Annotated in this window: 25 protein-coding genes; 4 read left to right on the top strand and 21 right to left on the bottom strand. The window is 66.0% G+C overall.

Annotated features, from left to right (window positions below):
* Window positions 1–22: 22 nt before the first annotated feature.
* Window positions 23–259: a DUF6284 family protein gene (locus tag QCD66_RS23985; RefSeq protein WP_375736880.1), complete on the bottom strand. Its 237-nt coding sequence runs from the start codon at window positions 257–259 to the stop codon at window positions 23–25.
* Window positions 260–879: 620 nt separating this feature from the next.
* Here QCD66_RS23985 and QCD66_RS23980 point away from each other — a divergent pair.
* The 3 genes from QCD66_RS23980 to QCD66_RS23970 all read left to right on the top strand — a co-directional run bounded on the left by QCD66_RS23980 (window position 880) and on the right by QCD66_RS23970 (window position 3,834).
* Complete coding sequence (locus tag QCD66_RS23980) at window positions 880–1,242, top strand: hypothetical protein (protein WP_375736881.1); 363 nt, start codon at window positions 880–882, stop codon at window positions 1,240–1,242.
* A gap of 215 nt (window positions 1,243–1,457) precedes the next feature.
* Window positions 1,458–2,897 (top strand): helix-turn-helix transcriptional regulator, encoded by a 1,440-nt coding sequence (locus QCD66_RS23975; RefSeq protein WP_407566790.1) that lies wholly within the window; start codon window positions 1,458–1,460, stop codon window positions 2,895–2,897.
* Between the two features lies 1 nt (window position 2,898).
* Complete coding sequence (locus tag QCD66_RS23970; protein ID WP_375736883.1) at window positions 2,899–3,834, top strand: NAD-dependent epimerase/dehydratase family protein; 936 nt, start codon at window positions 2,899–2,901, stop codon at window positions 3,832–3,834.
* A gap of 88 nt (window positions 3,835–3,922) precedes the next feature.
* Here QCD66_RS23970 and QCD66_RS23965 read toward each other — a convergent pair whose 3' ends face one another.
* From QCD66_RS23965 to QCD66_RS23955, 3 genes are all read right to left on the bottom strand, one after another.
* Window positions 3,923–5,092: a hypothetical protein gene (locus tag QCD66_RS23965; protein ID WP_375736884.1), complete on the bottom strand. Its 1,170-nt coding sequence runs from the start codon at window positions 5,090–5,092 to the stop codon at window positions 3,923–3,925.
* Window positions 5,093–5,288: 196 nt separating this feature from the next.
* The gene (locus QCD66_RS23960; RefSeq protein ID WP_375736885.1) at window positions 5,289–5,963 is read right to left on the bottom strand and encodes a DUF4231 domain-containing protein; all 675 of its coding nucleotides are present in this window, start codon (window positions 5,961–5,963) and stop codon (window positions 5,289–5,291) included.
* Between the two features lie 738 nt (window positions 5,964–6,701).
* Window positions 6,702–7,298: a DUF4145 domain-containing protein gene (locus QCD66_RS23955; RefSeq protein ID WP_375736886.1), complete on the bottom strand. Its 597-nt coding sequence runs from the start codon at window positions 7,296–7,298 to the stop codon at window positions 6,702–6,704.
* A gap of 367 nt (window positions 7,299–7,665) precedes the next feature.
* Here QCD66_RS23955 and QCD66_RS23950 point away from each other — a divergent pair, with 367 nt between their 5' ends.
* Window positions 7,666–8,904 (top strand): IS701 family transposase, encoded by a 1,239-nt coding sequence (locus QCD66_RS23950; RefSeq protein ID WP_407566789.1) that lies wholly within the window; start codon window positions 7,666–7,668, stop codon window positions 8,902–8,904.
* 267 nt (window positions 8,905–9,171) lie between these two features.
* Here QCD66_RS23950 and xerC read toward each other — a convergent pair whose 3' ends face one another.
* The 17 genes from xerC to QCD66_RS23865 all read right to left on the bottom strand — a co-directional run bounded on the left by xerC (window position 9,172) and on the right by QCD66_RS23865 (window position 20,390).
* Window positions 9,172–10,317, bottom strand: coding sequence for a tyrosine recombinase XerC (gene xerC / locus QCD66_RS23945; protein WP_375735707.1), 1,146 nt, complete (start codon window positions 10,315–10,317; stop codon window positions 9,172–9,174).
* The gene (locus tag QCD66_RS23940; protein ID WP_375735708.1) at window positions 10,314–10,559 is read right to left on the bottom strand and encodes a helix-turn-helix domain-containing protein; all 246 of its coding nucleotides are present in this window, start codon (window positions 10,557–10,559) and stop codon (window positions 10,314–10,316) included. The genes xerC and QCD66_RS23940 overlap by 4 nt, the downstream gene beginning before the upstream one ends.
* Window positions 10,556–12,310 (bottom strand): replication initiator, encoded by a 1,755-nt coding sequence (locus QCD66_RS23935; RefSeq protein ID WP_375735709.1) that lies wholly within the window; start codon window positions 12,308–12,310, stop codon window positions 10,556–10,558. Before QCD66_RS23935 ends, QCD66_RS23940 begins: the two co-directional genes overlap by 4 nt.
* A complete protein-coding gene (locus QCD66_RS23930; RefSeq protein ID WP_375735710.1) occupies window positions 12,310–12,588 on the bottom strand; it encodes a hypothetical protein in 279 nt (92 codons plus the stop codon). The genes QCD66_RS23935 and QCD66_RS23930 overlap by 1 nt, the downstream gene beginning before the upstream one ends.
* Window positions 12,585–13,313: a hypothetical protein gene (locus QCD66_RS23925; protein ID WP_375735711.1), complete on the bottom strand. Its 729-nt coding sequence runs from the start codon at window positions 13,311–13,313 to the stop codon at window positions 12,585–12,587. Before QCD66_RS23925 ends, QCD66_RS23930 begins: the two co-directional genes overlap by 4 nt.
* A complete protein-coding gene (locus QCD66_RS23920) occupies window positions 13,300–13,590 on the bottom strand; it encodes a hypothetical protein (protein ID WP_375735712.1) in 291 nt (96 codons plus the stop codon). The genes QCD66_RS23925 and QCD66_RS23920 overlap by 14 nt, the downstream gene beginning before the upstream one ends.
* A 1-nt stretch (window position 13,591) precedes the next feature.
* On the bottom strand, window positions 13,592–13,972 hold the full coding sequence (locus QCD66_RS23915; RefSeq protein ID WP_375735713.1) for an RRQRL motif-containing zinc-binding protein: 381 nt from the start codon (window positions 13,970–13,972) through the stop codon (window positions 13,592–13,594).
* Window positions 13,969–14,268 carry a hypothetical protein gene (locus QCD66_RS23910; protein ID WP_364221148.1) on the bottom strand — a complete coding sequence of 100 codons (300 nt, stop codon included), beginning with the start codon at window positions 14,266–14,268 and terminating at the stop codon, window positions 13,969–13,971. Before QCD66_RS23910 ends, QCD66_RS23915 begins: the two co-directional genes overlap by 4 nt.
* Window positions 14,265–14,687 (bottom strand): DUF6197 family protein, encoded by a 423-nt coding sequence (locus QCD66_RS23905; protein ID WP_375735714.1) that lies wholly within the window; start codon window positions 14,685–14,687, stop codon window positions 14,265–14,267. The genes QCD66_RS23910 and QCD66_RS23905 overlap by 4 nt, the downstream gene beginning before the upstream one ends.
* A gap of 82 nt (window positions 14,688–14,769) precedes the next feature.
* On the bottom strand, window positions 14,770–14,985 hold the full coding sequence (locus QCD66_RS23900; RefSeq protein ID WP_364221154.1) for a hypothetical protein: 216 nt from the start codon (window positions 14,983–14,985) through the stop codon (window positions 14,770–14,772).
* Window positions 14,982–15,827 carry an FtsK/SpoIIIE domain-containing protein gene (locus tag QCD66_RS23895; protein WP_375735715.1) on the bottom strand — a complete coding sequence of 282 codons (846 nt, stop codon included), beginning with the start codon at window positions 15,825–15,827 and terminating at the stop codon, window positions 14,982–14,984. The genes QCD66_RS23900 and QCD66_RS23895 overlap by 4 nt, the downstream gene beginning before the upstream one ends.
* Window positions 15,828–15,900: 73 nt before the next feature.
* Window positions 15,901–16,827 (bottom strand): hypothetical protein, encoded by a 927-nt coding sequence (locus tag QCD66_RS23890; protein ID WP_375735716.1) that lies wholly within the window; start codon window positions 16,825–16,827, stop codon window positions 15,901–15,903.
* Between the two features lie 83 nt (window positions 16,828–16,910).
* Window positions 16,911–17,456: a DUF3307 domain-containing protein gene (locus QCD66_RS23885; RefSeq protein ID WP_375735717.1), complete on the bottom strand. Its 546-nt coding sequence runs from the start codon at window positions 17,454–17,456 to the stop codon at window positions 16,911–16,913.
* Between the two features lie 136 nt (window positions 17,457–17,592).
* A complete protein-coding gene (locus tag QCD66_RS23880) occupies window positions 17,593–17,910 on the bottom strand; it encodes a hypothetical protein (protein WP_364216729.1) in 318 nt (105 codons plus the stop codon).
* A gap of 143 nt (window positions 17,911–18,053) precedes the next feature.
* The gene (locus QCD66_RS23875; RefSeq protein WP_375735718.1) at window positions 18,054–19,277 is read right to left on the bottom strand and encodes an MFS transporter; all 1,224 of its coding nucleotides are present in this window, start codon (window positions 19,275–19,277) and stop codon (window positions 18,054–18,056) included.
* Window positions 19,278–19,308: 31 nt separating this feature from the next.
* Complete coding sequence (locus tag QCD66_RS23870) at window positions 19,309–19,512, bottom strand: DUF397 domain-containing protein (protein ID WP_357519840.1); 204 nt, start codon at window positions 19,510–19,512, stop codon at window positions 19,309–19,311.
* A gap of 20 nt (window positions 19,513–19,532) precedes the next feature.
* On the bottom strand, window positions 19,533–20,390 hold the full coding sequence (locus tag QCD66_RS23865; RefSeq protein ID WP_375735719.1) for a helix-turn-helix domain-containing protein: 858 nt from the start codon (window positions 20,388–20,390) through the stop codon (window positions 19,533–19,535).
* Between the last annotated feature and the right edge of the window lie 48 nt (window positions 20,391–20,438).

Genomic DNA, 20,438 nt, shown 5'->3' with positions numbered 1-20,438 from the left:
ACTCCTTCACTTGAGGGGCAGGTCAGGCGACCAGCCGGAACGGGGCGGTTGGGGCGCCGATCGAGGCGGCGGCCCGGATGACCCGGTGCTCGGCACGGCGCACACGACGCCAGTCGAGCGAGGTCGGGCCGCCGTGGTCGGCGGCGTAGATCAGGGAAATCTCCGCGTCGAGCAGGTCGAGTTCGGCGGCGATCACCGGCCACTCCTGGTCGATCGCGGCCAGGTCGGCGGCGGTCGGGCCGTCCAGCTCGGGGTTCACTTCGATCGGTTCCTTCCGGTACGGCGAGAGCGCGACGGCTGCCGGCAAGACCGGCACCGACGCTCATCGGGGGCCAGCGGAGCGAGGCGGCCACACCCGCCGCAGTCACGCCACACGGCGCTGCTCCTGGTCGTAATCCGCACGGCGGCGGCGATGCTCACGGACATGACAGCTCACCTCTCTCCAGCTCAAGTCAGGTCGGACAAGCAACCGGGGCGCGGCCAACACCGGCCGCGCTTCCCGGACGACGAACACGGCGTGCGAACAGCACGCGGGCGACCCTCGGTTGGGCAAGCAAGGGGCCAAACCCCTAAAGCGGACAAGTCTTGTGACCGGACAAGTCGACAGCCGACGCTCGCCTGCCACCCCTAGATCGCATGCATCGGGACCAATGAGGGAGACGGATCTTCCTGTGTCCCGGACCTCTGTTCAGTTCTCAAGTGGAGCCATGCGCCACGGCTTCCAGCAGATTCACGAGCGGCGCAGCCGAAGCCACCTCCGCCGGCCGTGGAGTCACCAGCGCTTGTTTCAGCGCTAAAATTAGCGCTCGGATTGTGTGTAGTCAAGCCATAGGAGGGCTACGATCAACGGCGTCAGGTCAGATGAGGTGGAGGCGCAGGGTGGAGAACTGGCAGGCCGTGGCCAACGCGATCAACGACCGCATGACCGAACTGCCCTTGTCGCAAAAGGAGCTGGCCGACCGGTCCGGCGTGTCGGTGGCCACGCTTCGGGAGTTGCAGCACGCCAAGGCCACCCGGAAACGGTCCGCACGCACGCTCGCCGCGATCTCCCTGGCGCTCGGCTGGCCGGATGGGTACCTGCAAGCCCGGCTGACCGGAGGTGCGCCGCCGGCCGGTGGCGGCTCGACCGCTTCGGAGGGCGACCTGTCGATCGTGCTGGCCCGGCTCGATGAACTGCACGTCGAGGTCCGTCGCCTGGCCGACGCTGTCGACCGCATCGCGGACGACGGCAAAGCCCGGTAGTGGCTGTCCCTGTTCCGTGTCGTTCATGCATCAAGGACACCAGTTGATGACTCACGATCGAACGGTCTTCGCACGTCAGACAGGTGCACCAGGTAGGCACCGAGTAGGCACGACGGACCACGGCGCTCGACGCGGCCAGAGCCGAGGGGGTGACGGTTGTGCCGGCACGGGCGAGTGACGCTACGCCGAATCTCGCGCTCTACAACCTGCGTGACGTGGCCGGCCAGACACAGCAGGACGTCGCCGACGCCCTGAACCGCCTCGGCAACCAACGCGGCAAGCGGTTGGCGGTGACCGCGAACCAGATCAGCCGGTGGGAACGGGGCATCACCCATCCGTCAGCGCTCTACCGCCAGCTCCTTGCCGAGCACTTTGCGGTATCCCTCCAAGACCTCGGCCTGACCCGACAACGGGTCACCTCGACCACACTCGATACGTCAGAGACGGATGCCCCCGGAGGTTTCGCCATCTACGACGTAGACACCAGACCCCGCCCCCAGGTGGAGGCCAGCCAGACGGAATGGCGCGCGGTCCGCCGAGCCCTGAACAACCATCGCGTACCGCTCGCCCGTCAAGCGGCCCACCTGTACGAACCGGAGAACCGCGTCGGCGACACCGGCCTGATCGCCGCCCCTGCCTGGCTACCGGCATCCCCTGTGGACCTGACCCAGTTCGGGATCGGCCTGTCGCCCAACGGCAGCGTCCCACCCGAGATCACCGGATCAGAGGATGCCTCTGCGGGCGTGCGCCCGCTCGACTTCACCGGCCAGCGCCACCAGCGCTACAGCCTCGCCCTACGCGACGTCGAGCAGCCGCGGCTGTTCGACAACCGGCTCTCCTGGTACCTCACCGGCGTCGACTGGACCAACCCGGAACGGGTCTTGACCTTCGGCACGGGCACCTACTTCGGCGGGGTCGACGTCTCCGAAGCCCTGGCACACGAGATGGCCAGCTTCCACGTGGCCGGCGACGGCAGCGGCATCGTGCCCGCGGCCTGGCGCAACCTCACGTTCCGGCGGTTGGTCGGCGACCCGTTCAGCCCGCACCGCCGGCCAACCGTGCCCTCGATCAATACCCTGACCCTGCGGGCCGACGACGACGGCGTCACCTTCGTCCTGCACAACCGTGCCGCCGGCAACGTCGCAGTAGCCGGCGGGATGCTGCACATCATGCCGGCCGGCGTCTTCCAGCCGTCGAGCATCCTGCCCGCGGCGCAGACAGCCGACTTCGACCTGTGGCGCAACATCGTCCGCGAGTACAGCGAGGAATTCCTCGGCAACGCCGAACACGGCGGCGACGGCCAACCCGCCGACTACCGGACCGAACCCCTCGCCTCGCTCGATCGCGCCTACCAGGCCGGCGAGGTCCGGGTGTACTGCCTCGGTGTCGCGCTCGACGCTCTGACCCTGTGGGGCGAGATCCTGACCGTGGCCGTCTTCGACGGCCCGGCGTACGACCGGTTGTTCGCCGACATGGTCAGCACCAACACCGAAGGCACCGTCGTCAAGACCGGCCGACTCAAACCCACCTCGGCGCTGCCGTTCACCCGGCACAACATCGAGGAACTGACTGCCAGCGGACGCCTCGCCCCGGCCGCGGCCGGCTGTCTGCAACTGGCGTGGGAGCATCGCAGGACCATCCTGGGGAGGAACTGACGTGCACGTACTGGTCACCGGCGGACTCGGCTTCCTCGGCCACGCCGTCACCGTCGACCTGCTCGCCGCCGGCCACCAGGTCACCGTCATGACCCGCGGCCGGATCGACGCTAAACCACCGGCCGGCGCCGAGCTGGTCACCGGCGACATCCGCGACCGCGACCGGGTCGCCGACATCGTCAAGACGGGGGAGTACGACGGCGTCGTACACCTCGCCGCCTTGACCAGCGGCCGGGACTCCCACGCCGACCCGCTGACCTACTTCGACGTCAACACCGGCGGCACCCTGAACCTGCTCATGGCCCTCGACGCCGCCCGCGACCACCGCCCGCCCGCATCGCTGGTCTTCGCCTCCACCAACATCGTGTACGGCTCCCGGCACACCGGAGCGCTCTCCGAAGACCTCGACCCACACCCCGAAAGCCCGTACGCCGCATCCAAACTCGCCGCCGAACAACTCGTCGCCGCCTACGCCGCCACCGGAGCAATCGGCGCAGTGACCGTACGCCCCTTCAACATCGCCGGAGCCGTCGACGGAGTCGGCGACACCGACCCCGCCCGCATCATCCCCAATATCTTCCGCACCATTACCGGCCAACTTCCCCACGTCACCCTCAACGGCGACGGATCAGCAGTACGCGACTTCGTGCACGTCGCAGACGTGGCCGAAGCGGTGAGGGCAGCTCTTTCGGCCTGCGTACCTGGCAGCCACTATCTCTTCAATCTTGGTTCAGGGGTCGGGGCCAGCATGGCTGAGGTAATCGCGGCGGCGGGGGACAGTACCGGAGCTACGGTCGCGGTTAAGCGCAACCCGCCCAAGCCAGAGCCACCACACCTCACCGCAGACATCAGCCGCGCCCGTGCTCAACTCGGCTGGAGCCCTGACCGTTCGGGCCTGCTACAGATCCTTAGCGATGCCTGGAAGGCGTGGCATTGACGCATCACTAAGCGCAGGGAGGCGCTGTGTTCTCGGCGAGTGTACGTAGCGCTGGTTTGCGTCAGAGGGTGGAGGTAGGAAGCCGCCTCTAATCCGTACTTATTTCTTGCATGAGTTGTTCACGTCGATCCATCAAAAAATTAGCTATGCTCAAGATTCCAAGCTGCTTTGCAGGGGGGACTGCATTTTTGTTAGCCCAAGATGTATACGCAATGCCGGCGAATGTCTGCAGTTGAGCAAGGGCATCTAATGGATGATCTCCGGACGGGCCGATAGGCATTCCGGTTGCCAGTAGTTTGGTCAACTTGGTTAGCGCTGTAAAACGCTCAAGGAATCCTGGATGACTGGCTTCCGGCTCTATTTCAAACCAGGAGTCCTGAACGTGAGCCAGTGTAACAAGCGAGATGATGGAGGCAAGTATTGCGCGGTAAAGTCCTTCGTGAGTGGGTGCCCTCTCTATGCAATCGGCGACCAATGCGAAGGCCAAGACGTCGGCATCGATTTCTTGCTTCTGGTTCGTGTTCAGTTTGGTTCGTAGACCTAATAGGTCGCTGCGATCTAATAGGTCGGTAACCACTTTCCGGGCGTTTCCTTTGCCTGGATGCTTAGAGAGGTGGCCAAGGAGATGGTGTGCAAGTTCGTGCGCGAGTATGAACTCCTCGCAGGCGCTTACTACCTCTGCCTGCAGGCCGATCCGCTCGGGTGCTGTAGCCTCCAGGAGTGAGATGTCCCCGCTGCCCAAGAGGCGAGGATCGCGCCATTGGGCGCGAGAAAGATCAAGCTGCTCCCATGGGTGTCTAAGTCGCCTATTGAGATTCTCCAATAGTTGATCGGTTTCTAGTTCGGCCCCTTCTGTAGCGTTGTTCAGGAGGTGTCTGAGGGTCCCCAATACTTCGTCGAATGTTGTTACATATGCAGAGAGTGCCCAAGTGTACTGAAGATTGATCTCAATGATGCCGGCTTGCCTTTCTGTCCAGGCCTTGGCGTTGATGTCGGCCGCCATTACTCGACCCACAAAGAGGTTGCGTGCCGTTGCCTGCCATTCGCCGGGGATTCGCGCAATGAATCCTTCGATCATGTATGTCAATTCGGGGCAGTTTGAGCGTTCCGGTTTCCATGATTCCAGTGCGCGCCGATGGTGGTGGGGGACGAGATTCATCTTGCCCATTCGGTCAAAAAAATGCAGCCAGAATGCCCGATCTGATGGCATCTTGTGTACGTGGAAAAACTTCCCTCTGGAATTCTTCAGGATCGGCACTTCAGGCTCTCCCTGCTTGTTCTGTAAAATAGAACTGAGCTAGTGAGGTCATACCTTTCTCGCATCTGTCGAAAGGTGCATCGGATGCATACGCCTGCAAAAGGTGTGCTCGGTGTCTGTTCTTCACCTGTGGGTCGGATGATGGCTTAGCTCGATCTGTAGGGCGGTCGCTGAGAGTGTTAGGGTGAGCGAATCTTCAGCTGCTGGGGCTGCCGTCGCGACTGTGGCCGGAAGGCTGGTCGAGGCTCTGCTCGCGCTTTCGCTGCTCTGCCCTTAGTCGTTCAACCTCTTCAACGAATGCTGCTAGTTGCTCGTTTTCGGTGAGACCTTTGTAGCGGAAGATTGAGAGTTCGGCGGCCGTCCATTCTTGTTCGATGGCGTCAGCGGTTTGCTGGAGGTAGAATCCTCGCTCCCGGTACTTGAAGTAGCCGGTAAAGCCGGCGGCTATGCCGACCGAAAAGCTGGTGCCGACGACTATCCATTGAAGTGGGCTGCTGTCGAGCGCAATTCCTGAGACGGTCGTGGTGGCTAAAGATCCGATAATGATTGCTGACTGGAAGCCGTTGTGTATGCGGCGATAGTGTCGGCTCTGCTTTCGAAACCGTTCAACTTCACTGATAACGTCGTCCTTGTACGAACTCCTGGAGTAATGAGAGTCAAGTGTCATTTCGGCGGCTCGGAGTCGCTTACGCTCGCGAAGCAGGGATAGGTCAAGCGTTAGTCTTCTTGCCGACTTCGGGCATTTCGCGTCCTTGTAGAGGAAACACGAGCCCGCCGTGATGCCAGAGGCAATCATGACTGGAGCGAGTGGGCGAAAGATGTATCCCATGTCGAATTGTTCCCAGGTGGCAAGCGTGGGAACGAGAAGCATCAGGAAGACTATGGGGCCACCTATAATTCCGGCAATTATTCCGAAATTCAGCAACCGGACGGTTGTAAGTTCGTTTTCGGCGTCCAGAATCTCGCGAGTGATTCCTAGCAGTTGCTCTACTCGACCTTGCGTTGAGCCGCTTCGCCGCTCGCTGTCTGATCGCTGTGTCGGCATGAGCCTGGTCGCCCTTCCCGTAATCAATCCCCGGCGCCAGGGTTATACCATTTTATTGATCGCTTGCCGTCACTTTGTCGTTCATCCGACAATAGGCGTGTCGGGTGCTGCTCAATTGGTGTGCCCGGTGTCAAAATGAGTGTGCTAGAAACCGGTTGACGAGGGCGAGATTAGAGCGATCGGCTCAGAGTTCAGGAAAGCCAAATGGCCTGCATCCGATGGGCGGGTTGTTGCTTCGGAGGTGTCTGGACTAGCCCTGACTGGGGGCTGCATGGGACGCAAGTGCTAAGCGCTGACGAACCGGCCGTCTGGCAAAGCGCCCTAGGTTTCTTCCCTGTCGCGCTCACGTGCCGAAACGCTCGGTGGGTGGGGGCACAAGGCCATGAGACCTCCGGGCTCTGTCCGACCCCGGCCCTCCTCAAAGGTCAGCCATAGCGGATCACCTCATTGGGCATCCAAAGGACGATCAGCCTCCCCGGACCGGGACAAGATGGAGCGCCCTACCGGACGAACGACCTTGACTCGGTCCGGGAGCGGTCGGTGACTGCCCGGCGAAGAGAGCCCTTAGGCTCCGGACCCAGTTACCTTCGCTGCTCTCAAATCACGAGCGCGCTGAACTCTGGCCACAGATTGGAAGACTTCTTCAAGTAGTTCACTCATAAGAGTAAGAATCAAGCCTGACTCTTCGGCGTCTACGGGGTCGATGAAATCTCCATGGGCCATGTCGTTGCCGAGATGGCGAACCTCGTGCGCGCCGTCCTTGACATGCTCCCGGATGAGCCGCCTGTCGAACATCTCATCAATCTTCTTGATGAGGCTGCCGTTTGTTATTTCTTTTTCTTTGGCGGTTGCCTCGATGACGGATCTGGCAAGTAGGACGGCGGCCCGGTAGGCCTTGATGCTGTGGCACCTGTGTGCCTCGTCTGCCGTTTCCGCGATATGTCGAGGGACATCGGGGAATTCCTTGCCGGTGACTCTGTCCGCCCAAAGGCCAAGGATATGGTGACCCCTCTCACTGACGTCACCGGCAACGGGACTTCCGCAGGCGATGCATACCAAAGCCGCTGGATATCTCTCGCGACTCCAGGAGCCGGGCTTTCCTATCCATACAACTTCGAACTGGGCGCGAGCCCCGCAGCGAGGGCAGGTGTCGACGAGCACGTTCGGCAGGTTACTGCGTGGGCACGACAGGCGCCAGGCAGTTCCTAGTCTTGATCCTCAAGGGCGTGCGGCCGTGGTCGTCGTGTGCTCGTTGAGGGGATATCGAAGGTCAACGGCGGTCGAAGGTGTGCCGGACAGTGGGGGCATGGAGAGGCAGGTCGCGCCAAGTCACCGACACGGCCCGACCGCAGGCATCGACAGCTCCTAATACTCCAACGTCACTTGGCTTTGGCGTTGGGCGTGGCGCGGGTATGAGGACGGCCACCGCGGCGATCATCGATGGTTTGTGAGGACAACCGAAGATCGTGCGGTGGCCGCGTGCCACAGCGTAGACCCCGCCAGGTGGCGGGTCGTCCTAAACGAGGCCGTGACGCGTGTCGCCGGCAGGTTCGCCCGGGCGGAACCGCGGGCGACCACGGCGCGGTTCGTGGAAGGGCTGCTGTCCGGTGTGGAACGCAAGACCTGCTGGTCGCTTGCCGAACACGCGGGTGACGCCGATCCGCAGGCGATGCAGCGACTGCTGCGTACCGCGGTGTGGGACGCCGACGCCGTCCGCGACGACGTACGTGACTGGCTGGTCGAACAGCTCGGTCACCCCGACGCCGTGCTCGTCGCCGACGAGACCGGCTTCCTGAAGAAGGGCGCGTGTTCGGTCGGGGTGCAGCGCCAGTACACCGGCACCGCCGGGCGTGTGGAGAACAGCCAGGTCGGGGTGTTCCTGGCCTACGTGTCACCGGCGGGCCGGGCGTTGATCGACCGTCGGCTCTACCTGCCGGAGACGACCTGGTGCGACCAGCCCGAACGCCTCACCGCCGCCGGCGTCCCCGACCAGGTCGGCTTCGCCACGAAACCGGCCCTGGCCCGACAGATGATCACCGCCGCGATCGACGCCGGTGTCCCGGTCGGATGGGTGACCGCCGACGAGGTCTACGGCGCCGACCCCGGCCTACGCACCGACCTGGAAACCTACGGGATCGGCTACGTTCTGGCAGTCGGCTGCGACCGGCGCGTGGCGGTCAACGACGGCCGCACCCTCGTGCGCGGCGACACCCTCGCCGAACGGATCCCCACCACCGGATGGCAGCCACGCAGTTGCGGACCGGGAGCCAAAGGACACCGCGACTACCTGTGGGCCTGGATCACCACCGCCACCCGACCCGGCGAACACCGGTGGCTACTCATCCGCCGCAACCGCACCACCGGCGACCTCGCCTTCTACCTGTGCTGGTCACCCCGCCCCGTACCGCTACACACCCTCGTACGAGTGGCCGGCTCCCGCTGGAGCATCGAGGAACTGTTCCAGACCGGCAAGGGCCAGGTCGGACTGGACCACTACCAGGTCCGCGGCTGGACCGGCTGGCACCGGTTCATCACCCTCGCAATGCTCGCCCTGGCCGTCCTGACCACCCTCGCCGCCACCGTCCGACAGCCCGACCCCGACCCGCAGGTCATCGCGTTGACCGTCGCCGAGATCCGCCGACTCCTCAACGCCCTCGTCCTCACCCATCCACTCCCACCAGCACACACCATGCACTGGTCCATCTGGCGACGAACATCCCAAGCCCGAGCCCGACGATCCCACTACCAGCGCAGACAGGCGAACTGACGTTGGAGTACTAACCGGTCTGGCACTGCAGCTGCCAATCCTCGGGGACCACCTGGGGACCAGACGTCCTGCGTGATGGTGGACGCTGAGCCGTCGGTCGAACATCTTGATCATGGGCATAGCGTGCGTGACGTACGTGGACGTGTGGCGAATCGTCCTGGGGGTCAAGGGGTCGTCGGTTCGAATCCGGCCGTCCCGACCAGCTCAGAGGGCATATCTCATAGGCGAGATATGCCCTCTTGCCATTCCGGGTGACTAGCTGGGTGACTATGCCGCCGGACCCGGCTCGACGCCGAAGATCCGATCCATGGCGACCGCGCCGTTGAGAAGCACCGGACGTAGTTGGTGCCGGTAGACGGTCTGGGTGATGGTGGTCCCGGAGTGCCCGCAGAGATCCGCGATGTCCTCGATGCCGACGCCGTTGCTCGACAGCAGGGACACGAAGCTGTGCCGTAGCTCCCGAGGTGTCCACTGCTTCGGATCGAGCCCGGCCGCCCTGATGATCGGGCGGAAGGCCCGCAGGACGTTGTGCCGGTCGAGGGCGGTGCCGGCGGAGGATACGAACACGAGCTGGTGGCCGTTGGGCTTGCCCTGTTGTTCGTAGAGGCTGGCGAGCGCGGCTACGCACCGGGCCGGTAGGGCGAGGGTGCGCCGCGATTTGCGGGTCTTGGTGTCGCCGTGTGCCCGTACGGAGTGCCACACCTGCACCGAGGGCGGTAGGGGCGGATCGTTCGCCGGTCGACCGTCGAGGTCGACGTTTGCCCAGGTGAGCGCGCGAAGCTCTTCGGTTCGGGCACCGGTCAGCAGGGACACCACGACGTACGCGTGTAGGGGCGTGTCGACGGCGGCGACGAGTAGCGCCTTGGCCTGGTCGAGAGTCAGCGACTTGGATGGGCGTCCGGTCTGCCCGGTGGGGATCGCGCAGAGCGCGACGACGTTGCGCTTCACCCGGTCACGCGCCATGGCCCGGTTGACCGCGCGGTTCAACAGCGAGTGAAGGAGTCGCAGGGTCCGGGTGCTCAGGATCTTCGCCCGGTCGGCAAGCCACCTGTCGATGTCCGTTGCGCTCAGGTCGCGCAGCTTGCGGGCACCCAGGGCCGGAATGATATGCGTACGCACGAGAACCGAGTAGTTCTCCTTGGTGCTCTCCGACTGTGTGCTGAGACCGTAGGTCAGCCAGTCAGTGAGAGCGTCGGCCACCGTGTGGCCATCCTGGATCATAGCGAGGCCATCCTCGTACTCGCGGATCTTCTCGCGGAGCTTGGCGTGGGCCTCGGTCTTGGTCTTGCCACTGCCTTTGCGGACGATGCGTTTGCCGGCCGGCGTGTAGCCGACGGTGACTGAGGCGATCCAGCGTTGCCGGGCTTCGTCCCAGTGCAGTCCGCCGTCTCCACGACTGCGGCGTTTGGTCATGCGGCGACTCCTTTCATGCTCTCCCGTTCCAGGAGGGTGACGTACTCGACGATGGCCGAGTGTGGGACCAGTCGGGTGCGGCCTTCCTTGACGGTGCGCAGCCGGCCGGAGCGGATGAGTTCGTAGATGACGGAGCGGCTGAGGCTGAGCAGCCGCATGGCTTCGGGGATGCGGTAGAGCGCTTTGGGTGCGGGTTCGGTCAACAGGGTTGCCTCTCTGTCGAGTGCAGACCTTGCGGTCATGCGGCTTGCGGTAGTTCGGCGACGGTTTGGCTGGCTTCGTGGGCGAGTTCTTCGCGGGCGGTGTGTTGTCGGTCGCGGGCGAGGGCAGCGGCGGTGTTGGCGAGGAGGGCGTCGCCGGTGGTGTGCCAGCCGGCGCCGGTGAAGGTCAGGACGCCGACGACAGCGGTGTCGGACTCGACGGTGGGCCGGTGCTGCTCGTCGGCCTGGTCCTCGTGGCGGCGGTAAGTGATGCGGGTGTCGCGCAGGAGTTGGAAGGTGACGGAGTAGCGGCGGGCTTTGGTGAGGAAGTGGCCGCCGTAGCCGAGCATGTGCGCCCACCGGCGCAGCCGGGCATACGGGTTGCCGCTGGCCGGGTTCGTCGGTTTGGTGTCAAGGGCGGCTTGACGTTCGGCGACGCAGACGGGGCAGGCGCGGTAGCGGGTGCGGGTGCCGCAGTCGGGGCAGTTCCACGGCTTCGTGAAGCCGGGTTCGGGTCGGGGGTCGCGGGGCCGGCTGGACAGCGGGGCCGGGGTGCCGGTGGGGCGGCCGAGGCGCCAGCAGGCGTCGATGAGGCGGGCGGTGTGGTCGCCGTCGGGGTCGGCGTGGTCCGCGATGGTGTCGGCGTCGAGGCGGGTGGAGCGGTGGCCGGTGGCTTCGGTGCTCTTGGTGGCGTACTTGGCGAGGTAGCCGGCCGCCATGCCGTCGGTGACCTCGCCGCCGTTGAGGCTGATCGGGCGTACGTCGAGCTGTTCGCCCCACACCACGTGCCAGCCTTGTGGGTGGTCGGGGTGGGGCGGGGTGGTGTAGGTGGCGCGTCGGGCGGCGAGGGTGACGGCCTGGACGACGTCGTCGACGGTGATGACCGCCGGGGGCGGGACGACGGCGGTCGGGTCTGCGGGGTCGACGCCGTCGGCGCGGATCAGGGTGTGGAAGTGGACAGCGGCTCGTGCCTGAAACTCCGCGGCTTTGCCGTGCGAGAGCCGGACGGGTGGGACGCGGCGGGTTTTGCCGCTGGCGGTGGTGACCAGGACGTCAGCCACGCCGTGTCGGCGGGCGATCTGGTTGAGGTGGCGCTCTGCGATGGGCTTGGTGCGGCGCCAGAGTTCGCCGGTGAAGGCGTTCCAGACGGCCTGGTGGTCGTGGTCGTAGCAGTCCAGGCACAAAGGTCGGGACAGCACCTCGTCGCCGGGTTCGTGGCGTGCCCAGCACACGGCCGGGCGACCGTGCTGGCACGGGCCGGTCTCGCGGCGGGGGTGGCAGGGGTCGGGCCGGCAGTCGCAGCGTTTGCGGTTGGTGCAGGTGTGGGCGCGGACGGTGCGGGTGTGGACGGTGCCGAACGACGGGGCGGTGAAGGTGGCGAACACCGCCGGATGGCGGCTGACGGTCTCGGGGATGCCTTTGCCGCCGACGAGGCCGGCGCGCAGGAGCTGGTAGGCGTCGGCCTGGTAGACGGCGGCGCAGGCCGGGCAGACGGTTGCGCGCCTGTTTCCGCACGCCTTGTAGATCGCGGCGTCGGGTAGGTGGTCGGTGTGCCGCTCGTCGAGCAGCCGACCGGTGCCCGTTTCGATGGTGAACAGGTGGCCGGTCAGGCGGATGGGGCGGGTGCAGCCGGCGGCGGCGCGGACGTGGTCGAGCCAGCGGAAGTAGTCGGGTTGTCCGGCGCGTAGGAGGGCGGAGCCGGCGGCGGTGTAGTCGGCGGGTGGGGTGTCAGCGTTCGAGCCCACCCCCCGGGCCGAGGAGGCACGGGGGGTGAGGTCCAGCGTCGACACCATCAGGCGACGTCCTGGGTGGGACGGGTGCCGGTGGTGATGTCGGTGATGGTGCGTTCGGTGACGATGACCCGGCACGCGCCACACTGGCGCTTTTCCGGTTCGTGCCGGTGGCACGGGATCAGTGCGGTCTGTGCGCCGCAGCGGACGGTGACCGGTGCCCGGCAGGGACCGCCGGGGATGACAGCGACGACGGTGCGTCGGATGTCGTAGGGGTGCGGCTCCGGGTGGGCCGGGCAGGTGTGCAGCACCCGTACGAGGTCGACGAGGTGGATGGTCATCGGGGACCGCCGTTGAGGGCGGGGGTGTTGACGGTGTCGAGGAGGTGGCCGGCGACGGCCGGGGTGACGCTCATGCGTACGGCGAGTTCGTCGGCGGTGATGGGGCGTCCGGTGGTCTGTTCATGGTTGACCACGACGAACCGGGCGGTGGGTACCAGGTGCGGCGGAACCGTGACGGGTTCCGTCGTGGGGGTGATGGCCGGCAGTACGGCCGGCGGCTCGTCGACGACGGGTGGTGCCGGGTCGGCGGGCTCGTCGACGACGGGCGGTGTCGGGGTGGGGGTCGGCGTGGTGTCGACGGCCGGCGTGGTGGCCGGGGTGTCGGTGGTGTTGGTGGCCGGGGTGGTGGACAGGACGAGTTTGGCCAGGGCCATGAAGGCCAGGGCGGGTACTGCGGACAGTAGCCAGCCGGACGGGCCGGGTTTGGCGACCGCGAGTTGTGCGGCGAGGGAGAGGCCGGCGGCGGCGATGAGCAGGAACATGGGGTAGCCGATGGGCTGGCCGGTGCGGCGGCGTCGGCGGATGGTGAGCAGCGCGGCGATAGGGACGAGTTCGCTGATGACGGCGTTGGCCCAGCCGAACCATTCGCCGGTGCCGGCGGGGCTGTTGTCGAGGGTCCAGTCCTTGACGTGGGTGAAGGAGGCGGCGCCGGCGAATCCGGCGACGGTGAGCAGGATGAGGACCAGGACCACGCCCTCGGCGCGGTGGGTTCTAGTGTTCGACATCGCAGGTCGCCTCCTGGGTGGTGTCGCGGGGGATGAGGTCGATGACGCCGAGGCAGTGGGCGCACAGGACCGGGGCGAGGCCGAGGCGGGCGAGTCGGTCGGTGAGGCAGTGCAGGCAGGTGTATTCGGCGGGGAAGAGTCCTTCGCCTTCGCACAGGTCGCAGACGATGAGGCAGACGGGGCAGGGGCGGTAGACCTCGTTGAGGACGCCGTGGATGCCGGCGGGGGTGTTGCCGTCGATGCACCACAGGCAGGGGTCGGCAAGGTTGAAGGACATGTCAGCTCCCGATGCAGTCGAGGCATTCGCCGTAGCGGCGGGGGATGTAGTAGGGCTTGACCTGGTTGCAGGTGGTGCAGGTCTGGCGGGCCAGCAGCGCCCGACCGATCGCCACGCGTTGGGCGGGGGTGGCGGTGCGCTTGGGTTTGGCCAGGTCGATTCGGTAGAGGTAGGCGACGCGGCGGCCGGAACGGTGGCGCCAGTAGATCTGGGCGACCGGGTCGTGTCCGCCGGGACGAAGACCAGCGGCCCGCAGTTGGCGGATGGTGGCCAGCCCTTCGGGTGCTCCCCGGTAGGGGAAGGTCGGGAAGCCGTAGCGGGTGCCGTGCGGGTCGTGGAACTCGACCGGGATCGCGACGCGGTCGATGGGGAAGTCGGTCATGGGGTGCCGCCCCAGCGTTGTTGGGCGGCCTGGCGGGAGATGCCGAGGCGGGTGCCGATCTCGGCCCAGGAGTAGCCGAAGGCGCGAAGCCCGATGACGGCCTGGCCGATGGCGTTGTCGAGGGTTTCGGAGAGGGCGACGAGGTCGCGGAGGGCTTCGACGTCTCCGGTGGCGACGCGGCGGCCGTGGGCGGCGATGATGCGTCGGGTGAAGGCGGCGAATTCGTCGTTCTCGACGACGGTCCGGCGGCGGGGTGCGGGCCGGACAGGTGTCAAGTGGTTGTTGACGCCGTTCATGCGTTCTCACCCCCGGTGGGGTGGAGGCGGTCCCAGGTGTCGGCGGCGTCTCGCAGGGCGGTGACGACCTCGGCGGCGGTGCGGTCGCCGTCGTCGTTCCAGTCGCTGATGACCTCGAAGTTGAGGTCGGCTTCGAGGTCGGTGGTGTGGTCGTAGTCGGGTTCGAGGTGGTTGGCCAGGATCGCCTGTGCGGCCAGGACCTGGGTGAAGACGTCGTCGAGGATGATGCTGTCGGTGGTGCCGGTGGCGGCGATGCGCAGGGCGCCCATGGCGCAGGCCGGGGCGAGCCGGTGGCGGGTCGGGAGTTGGAAGAACGCGCCCTGGTTCCAGCCGTGGCGTTCGATGTAGAGGGCGGCACCGCGCAGCAGGTCGGCCGGGGTGGTGTCCCCGGTGGTGGGCGGTTGGTGGGTAGCCTTCACGGCAACCACGTCCTTTCACGGGTTGTGGAGTGGTCGGCAGGACCGGCGTTGCTGGCAGGCGTTGTCCGGTCCTGTCGGCCGTCTACTTCGGTGCGGTCCGCAGCCGCAGGTAGCGGCGAAAGCGCGGGTCTTCGCGGGACACCCGTTCGGGTGCGGAGGCGTATACGAGCAGCCCGGAGGCGGATGCTTGGTGGACGATCGCGCTGACGTCCTCGGGCGTGCCGATGATCCACAGTTCGGTGAACTGGGCGGCCCGTGCGTTGTCGGCTTTGGCGCGGGCGCGTTCTCTGGTGTTCATCCGGCGACCTCCCAATCAAGCCGTGACGAGGTGGTGGGGCGGCGGACCCAGGCGGCGTAGTCCGCGATCGCCTGAATCTGGGTGTCGGACAGGTAGGCGACCTTGATCCGGCGAGGCGTGCCGCCTTCGGCGATTAGGTACGCGGCGCCCTGGTTCGTGGGCGCGATGTCGGTGGCGGTGTAGCCCTGTTCGGCCCAGCCGTGGCCGAGGACGATGTTCGAGGTGTTCGGGGTGGTGCACCGGAACGCGGCCCGGTAGCCGAACAGATCCCGCAGCGACGTGGGGATGATGTCGAAGCTCGGCCGCTGAGTCGCGGCGACGACGGGGATGCCGGCGGCACGACCCCGAGCGACCAGGTCACGCAGCAGCGCGACGAACTCTTCCTGTTCGGGCTTGGTGCCGACGGTCGCGGAGTAGAACGCGATCTCGTCGATGATCGCGGTGATGACCGACATGCCGTCACCGGGTGCGATCTTGCGTCGGCCGTGTGCACGTAGCCACGCGTACCGGTTGTTCATCACCGTCTGAAGACGACGAAGGACGGTCAGGGCGTGGGTGATGTCCGGGCCGACGAACTCGTCAGCGACATCGGCCCACAGGCCAAGCTCGACGAGTTTGCCGTCGAGCAGGACGAGGCGGGTGTCGACCGACAGGGCGGCGTGGGCGGCAACGGCGTTGAGCAGGCCGGACTTTCCGCCGCCGGGTTCACCGCCGGCGAGCAGGTTGCGGTAGACGAGGTTGAGGTAGACGGGTTCACCGAACTCGTCGATGCCCAGATAGATCGGGTCGTACATCGAAAGCGACGGGCCGACCGGCACCACGGCCGGGGCGTTGGCAGACATCAGAAGTTCTCCCTTGGAGGTTGGGCCGGGGCGGGAGCACCACGACAGGTGGTCCCGCCACCGGGATCGGGGGTCAGATCCAGTCGGACAGGTCGTCGGCTTCACCCGAGGCGGGAGCCGGCTTCTTGCCGTTCGCGGACGCGGCGGCGGCCGGCTTGGCCGGCTTCTGCGTCGGGAGGGTGATCGGTTCGGCTGCCACGTCGGGCAGATCCAGACCGGTGGGTACGACCGGTTCGGGGCGTACCGGGGTGGGGGTGTCGGGGTCGACCAGGTCGACCAGCGGAGAGCCGACGGTGTCGTTCAGCACCTCGCGGCGCTTGACGTCGATGCGCAGCAGACCGGCGGTACGGTCCGAGGCCCGATCGACCACGACGTTCGAGGCGTGGCAGGCGACGGCCATCTTGTCCGTGCGACTGGTCAGGTCGGCCAGGGACAGGCCGGGGCGAAGGTAGATCCAGACCCGTTCCCCGACCGGGGTCGGACGGGCGAGCAGGATCAGCGGCAGGGTGCCGGACTGGTTGGCGATGATGAACTGCGAGAAGCAGACCCGCAGCCGGTGCCGAACGATCAGGCACCAGACCCAGTCGGTCAGGAAACGCCGGACCGGGCCGATGGCGGCCGGGACACCGATGACGACGGCCATCACCGCGAGGGTGACGAACAGGCTGGTGTGGGTGGTCAGCGCGACCCAGCCGTAGACCAGCAGGAAGCCGGCGGTGATCTCCGGAAGCCACCACCAGATGAGCCGGACGACCGGCCAGACCCGGACCAGGGCGCCGACAACGAAGCCGGCCAGCAGGCCGCAGACGATGCCGAACAGGCCGGCAAGGATCGCGTGCCACGATTCCGCGGCGACGGTGGCCGACAGCAGAGCGACGACCAGGGCGGTGACCACGAACGCGATACGGGCGTTGCGCGCAGAAGAGCGCTGCACCTTCGCTTCGATGACGGTCACAGTTGGGGACGACTTGCGTCCGAACGGGCGGGTAGACTTGGACATGACACGTCCTCCCTGAAAAGGGGTGGATGGAAAGGCGGCGTGGGGTCGGTAGGTTTAGGAGCCGTTGCCGACCCCGCGCCTTCTCACAGAGCTGCGATCAGCAGCGCGGACACCCACAGGCATCCGTAGTGCAGGGCCTGATCGGCCAGGTACATCCCGCAGATCGGGGACTGCCGGTCAGCGAAGTCCGCCGATCCGGTGTGCTGGAGAATCCAGCGAACCGGCCAACGCCGGTCCAACACGGCGTGCGTGACCGCCGAGAACGACAGGCCGGCGACCATGCCGACCACGGTGACCGGAAGGTCCAGGACCACGACGGTGATGACCAGCATCACCACGAGGACCAGGTGGTACGCGCCGACGTGACCGAGCAGGTGGCGCCAGCCACCCCAACCCGAAGCGGCCTTGTTCGACGCCTGGGCGTCACTCTGACCGAGAACGTGGTCAGCGAGCTGATGCCCGGCGTACAGAGTCGCCGCGACAACGGCGAAAACCAGCGCGGAAACGGACATGACGAGTCCTCCCAACAAAGGGGCTGGAGAAGAAATGGAAAGAGGCGCGAGGCCGGCAGGCATAGAGCCGGTACCGACCCCGCGCCGTGAACGGGTGTGACCACCGGACGTGGTCACCAGGCCAGGAATCTAGGAGCCGTTCAAATTCCTGGACTGCAATGCAGTTGATCGATCGGTCAGCGACGGTTCAGGTCGCTGTCAGGTGCCACGGACACATGCGGCGACGTGCAGCACGAGGTGCGCGAAGGACTTGCTACTTGCCCGAAGCACCCGACATCGGCTTCAGCGACACCGCACGGAACGCGACGCCGTTACGCCCGTTGGTCGCCCACGGGATGGCCTCCAACTGCTCGACGGAGACGAGTTGTCCCACCGTCACGTTCGGCTTCTCACCCGCCGTGGTGATGGTGATGACCTCGCCCCCGGTCTCGTCGAGTACGAAGACCTGGGTGGCCCACATCAGCCGGCCCGTCCCCTTCTCGGAACGCTGGTTACCGTTCTGGTCGTTCTTCGGCTCGGTGCCCTTCGACACCGTGACCTGCTTGCCGGTCGTGTCCACGTACAGCTTCACGAGCTACCTCCTGTGTCTGAGCGCGTCCCCTGTGGACGACTGCTCCAGCCAGATGCGGAGCATCTTGCATATGCACGACGATACTCCGTGACTATGCACGATGCAACGAATCGAGGCTGGTAGAACTCAGATGGCGCGGGAGGTTACAAACGTCGGAAAAGGGGCACCGACAGGGCCGCTATCGCGCCGACGGTGACAGCGGCGGCGACAACCATCGGGGCGCGCAGACCAGCTCCCGCAGCCACCAGACCGCCGATCAGGGAGCCGATCGGCGCGACGCCGTTACCGATGAGGCGGAAGGCCGAGACGACCCGTCCAAGTAGATGGTCGGGAACGAGCTGCTGCCGGGCCGAGACCACGGCAACGGTGACGAGGGTCGACGTCGCGCCGAGCGCCACGAAGCCGAGGGCGGCGAACCACGGCGACGAGGTGGCAGCGATTCCGAGCCAGGCTGCCGCCTGGCAGATGCAGGCAAGCACGACCGCGCCACGCATCGTGAGCACACGGACGAGCGGAGCCGAGACCCAGCCAGCAATGACGGCGCCAGCCGCGCTGACGGCGAGAAGTAGCCCGAAGCCCAGGTCGGTCACGCCGAGCGCATCGGTGGCGAACAGAACCAGGGTGGCCGCAGCGAGGTTGTACGTCAGGTTGTAGACGGCAAGGCACAACGACAGCACGAGAAGCAGCCGGTCACGAAGGAGGTAGGCGAAGCCTTCTCTGATCGCCGCCGCGATGCTCTGACCGGTGTCGCGTGATGGTGGGGGAGCGGGCGGCACCTTGGCAACCAGGGCGGCAGACGCCACAAAGGACGCCGAGTCAAGCGCGAACGGCACCCAGGGGGCGATCGAGAACGTCAGTCCTCCGATCGGTGGTCCGACCAGCGACTTTCCCACGGTCTCGCCAGCAAAGATCCGGCCGTTTGCTCGAGTCAGACGGTCCTGATCACGCCCGACCACGTGGGGGAGCATGGCCTGTGCTGCCGGATCGGAGAAGCACTGCCCCGTGACCACGAGGAACGACGTGATCGCAAGCAGAGGAATGGTCGCCATGTCGAGCAGGACCAGGACGACGAGGAGTCCGAGGCCCAGCGCCCGCACGAGTTCAGAGACCACCATGACCAGGCGGCGCGAGAACCGGTCGACAATGGCACCCGACCAGAAGCTCACCAGGAACCAGGGAGCAGCGGCAGCAGCGCTGACGGCAGCGACGCCGAGCGGGTCACGGGTGAGGAAGGCGGCCAGGAGGGGAGCGGCGGCGATGTATGCCCCGTCGCCAACGCTGGAGACGACAGCAGAGCCCCACAGTGCGCCGAAGCCCCGCGAGGGTTTCGGCTGATCGTGTTTCGGTTCCGCCATCGTTTCCGTCATCCGCTCACCCTCCAGGCCCTTACGGCGGTGTCTACCGGGACTCGAAGCTTCCGGTCTTGACGCCGTCGAGGAAGGTTCCCCAGGCGGCGGGGGAGAAGGTCAGCACCGGCCCGGCACTGTCCTTGCTGTCTCGTACGCCGATCTCGGTGCCGGTCAGTTCGGCAACCTCGACACAGTTGCCGTCACCGCTGACATTGCTCTTTCGCCAGCGCACAGGGGTCGGGGTCTCTGCCATGCCGTCTCCTTGATGAGGGGTCACGAAGCACCCGCGAAGGCATCGATGGCCTTGCGAAGCAGAGCTAGTGAATCATCAAGTGACAGTGCGGAGGAAGTCAGTTGCTCAAAGTTACGTAGGAGCTGCTCGGTCGGAGCGGCCTCGGTGATGTGGTGATCCTGGGTGGTCGTCTCGACAAGCGCCCTGAGTGTGTCGGGTGAGGTGTAGCGGAAGACCATCAGCGGATGCTGCATGAACGACGACTGTTCCCGGTCGAGGCTGATGATGCGCAGCTCAACGTTCGGCAGGGTGGCGTACTCGGCCAGCTTCCGTAGTTGCTCGGCCATCTGGTCGACCGGAACGGGACGCCAACGGAGCACGGCTTCGGGCAGCGTCACCCGGTACTGGGGACCGTCCTCACGGAGCATCGTCGACCGACGGGCCATCCGATACTCGACCGCCCGTTCCTCGTTGGCAGCCCCAGCCATCCTGATGACGCTGCGGGCGTAGTCCTCGGTCTGCATGTAGCCAGGCAGGAGCACCGGGTTGTAGTGGCAGATTTCGACCGCCGAGCCTTCCAACGCCACGAAGTCCTGTTGCCTGCGGGTCAGTCCGACCCCGGTGGAATTCCGCCAACTTCCGGACGTCGCAACCGCTGCCAACTCCAGCAGTCGGGCACTCGTCGAGTCGGACGCCCCGAGTGCGGCCAACGCCGTACCGACGTCGTCGAGCGACGGCAGAGTCTTTGCCTGCTCGATCCGGCTCACCTTGGACTGGGACCAACCCAGCAGATCCGCCAACCCCTGACCGGACAACCCAGCCTGTTCCCGAAGCTGTCGCAGCTCCGCGCCAAGCTCATGACGCGCGGCGACCTGCTCGGGCTCTGCAAAGCCTGCCACCGCACTCCGATCGTCCGTGTATATGCACGATGCTACCGGTTGACCTGC

The organism is Polymorphospora sp. A560, from assembly GCF_045781765.1.
GTDB lineage: Bacteria > Actinomycetota > Actinomycetes > Mycobacteriales > Micromonosporaceae > Polymorphospora > Polymorphospora lycopeni.
The sequence above is the reverse complement of the archived record's forward strand: the minus strand, read 5'-3'. Positions and strand labels throughout refer to the sequence as shown.

Bases quoted from the DNA above. Each gene is read 5' to 3' on its own strand.
- QCD66_RS23915 (WP_375735713.1), bottom strand. From the start codon at position 13,972: ATGACCGACTTCCCCATCGACCGCGTCGCGATCCCGGTCGAGTTCCAC.
- QCD66_RS23960 (WP_375736885.1), bottom strand. From the start codon at position 5,963: ATGCTTCTCGTTCCCACGCTTGCCACCTGGGAACAATTCGACATGGGA.
- QCD66_RS23935 (WP_375735709.1), bottom strand. From the start codon at position 12,310: ATGGTGTCGACGCTGGACCTCACCCCCCGTGCCTCCTCGGCCCGGGGG.
- QCD66_RS23870 (WP_357519840.1), bottom strand. From the start codon at position 19,512: ATGGCAGAGACCCCGACCCCTGTGCGCTGGCGAAAGAGCAATGTCAGC.
- QCD66_RS23875 (WP_375735718.1), bottom strand. From the start codon at position 19,277: ATGACGGAAACGATGGCGGAACCGAAACACGATCAGCCGAAACCCTCG.
- QCD66_RS23895 (WP_375735715.1), bottom strand. From the start codon at position 15,827: ATGTCTGCCAACGCCCCGGCCGTGGTGCCGGTCGGCCCGTCGCTTTCG.
- QCD66_RS23910 (WP_364221148.1), bottom strand. From the start codon at position 14,268: ATGAACGGCGTCAACAACCACTTGACACCTGTCCGGCCCGCACCCCGC.
- xerC (WP_375735707.1), bottom strand. From the start codon at position 10,317: ATGACCAAACGCCGCAGTCGTGGAGACGGCGGACTGCACTGGGACGAA.
- QCD66_RS23920 (WP_375735712.1), bottom strand. From the start codon at position 13,590: ATGTCCTTCAACCTTGCCGACCCCTGCCTGTGGTGCATCGACGGCAAC.
- QCD66_RS23925 (WP_375735711.1), bottom strand. From the start codon at position 13,313: ATGTCGAACACTAGAACCCACCGCGCCGAGGGCGTGGTCCTGGTCCTC.
- QCD66_RS23940 (WP_375735708.1), bottom strand. From the start codon at position 10,559: ATGACCGCAAGGTCTGCACTCGACAGAGAGGCAACCCTGTTGACCGAA.
- QCD66_RS23890 (WP_375735716.1), bottom strand. From the start codon at position 16,827: ATGTCCAAGTCTACCCGCCCGTTCGGACGCAAGTCGTCCCCAACTGTG.
- QCD66_RS23930 (WP_375735710.1), bottom strand. From the start codon at position 12,588: ATGACCATCCACCTCGTCGACCTCGTACGGGTGCTGCACACCTGCCCG.
- QCD66_RS23900 (WP_364221154.1), bottom strand. From the start codon at position 14,985: ATGAACACCAGAGAACGCGCCCGCGCCAAAGCCGACAACGCACGGGCC.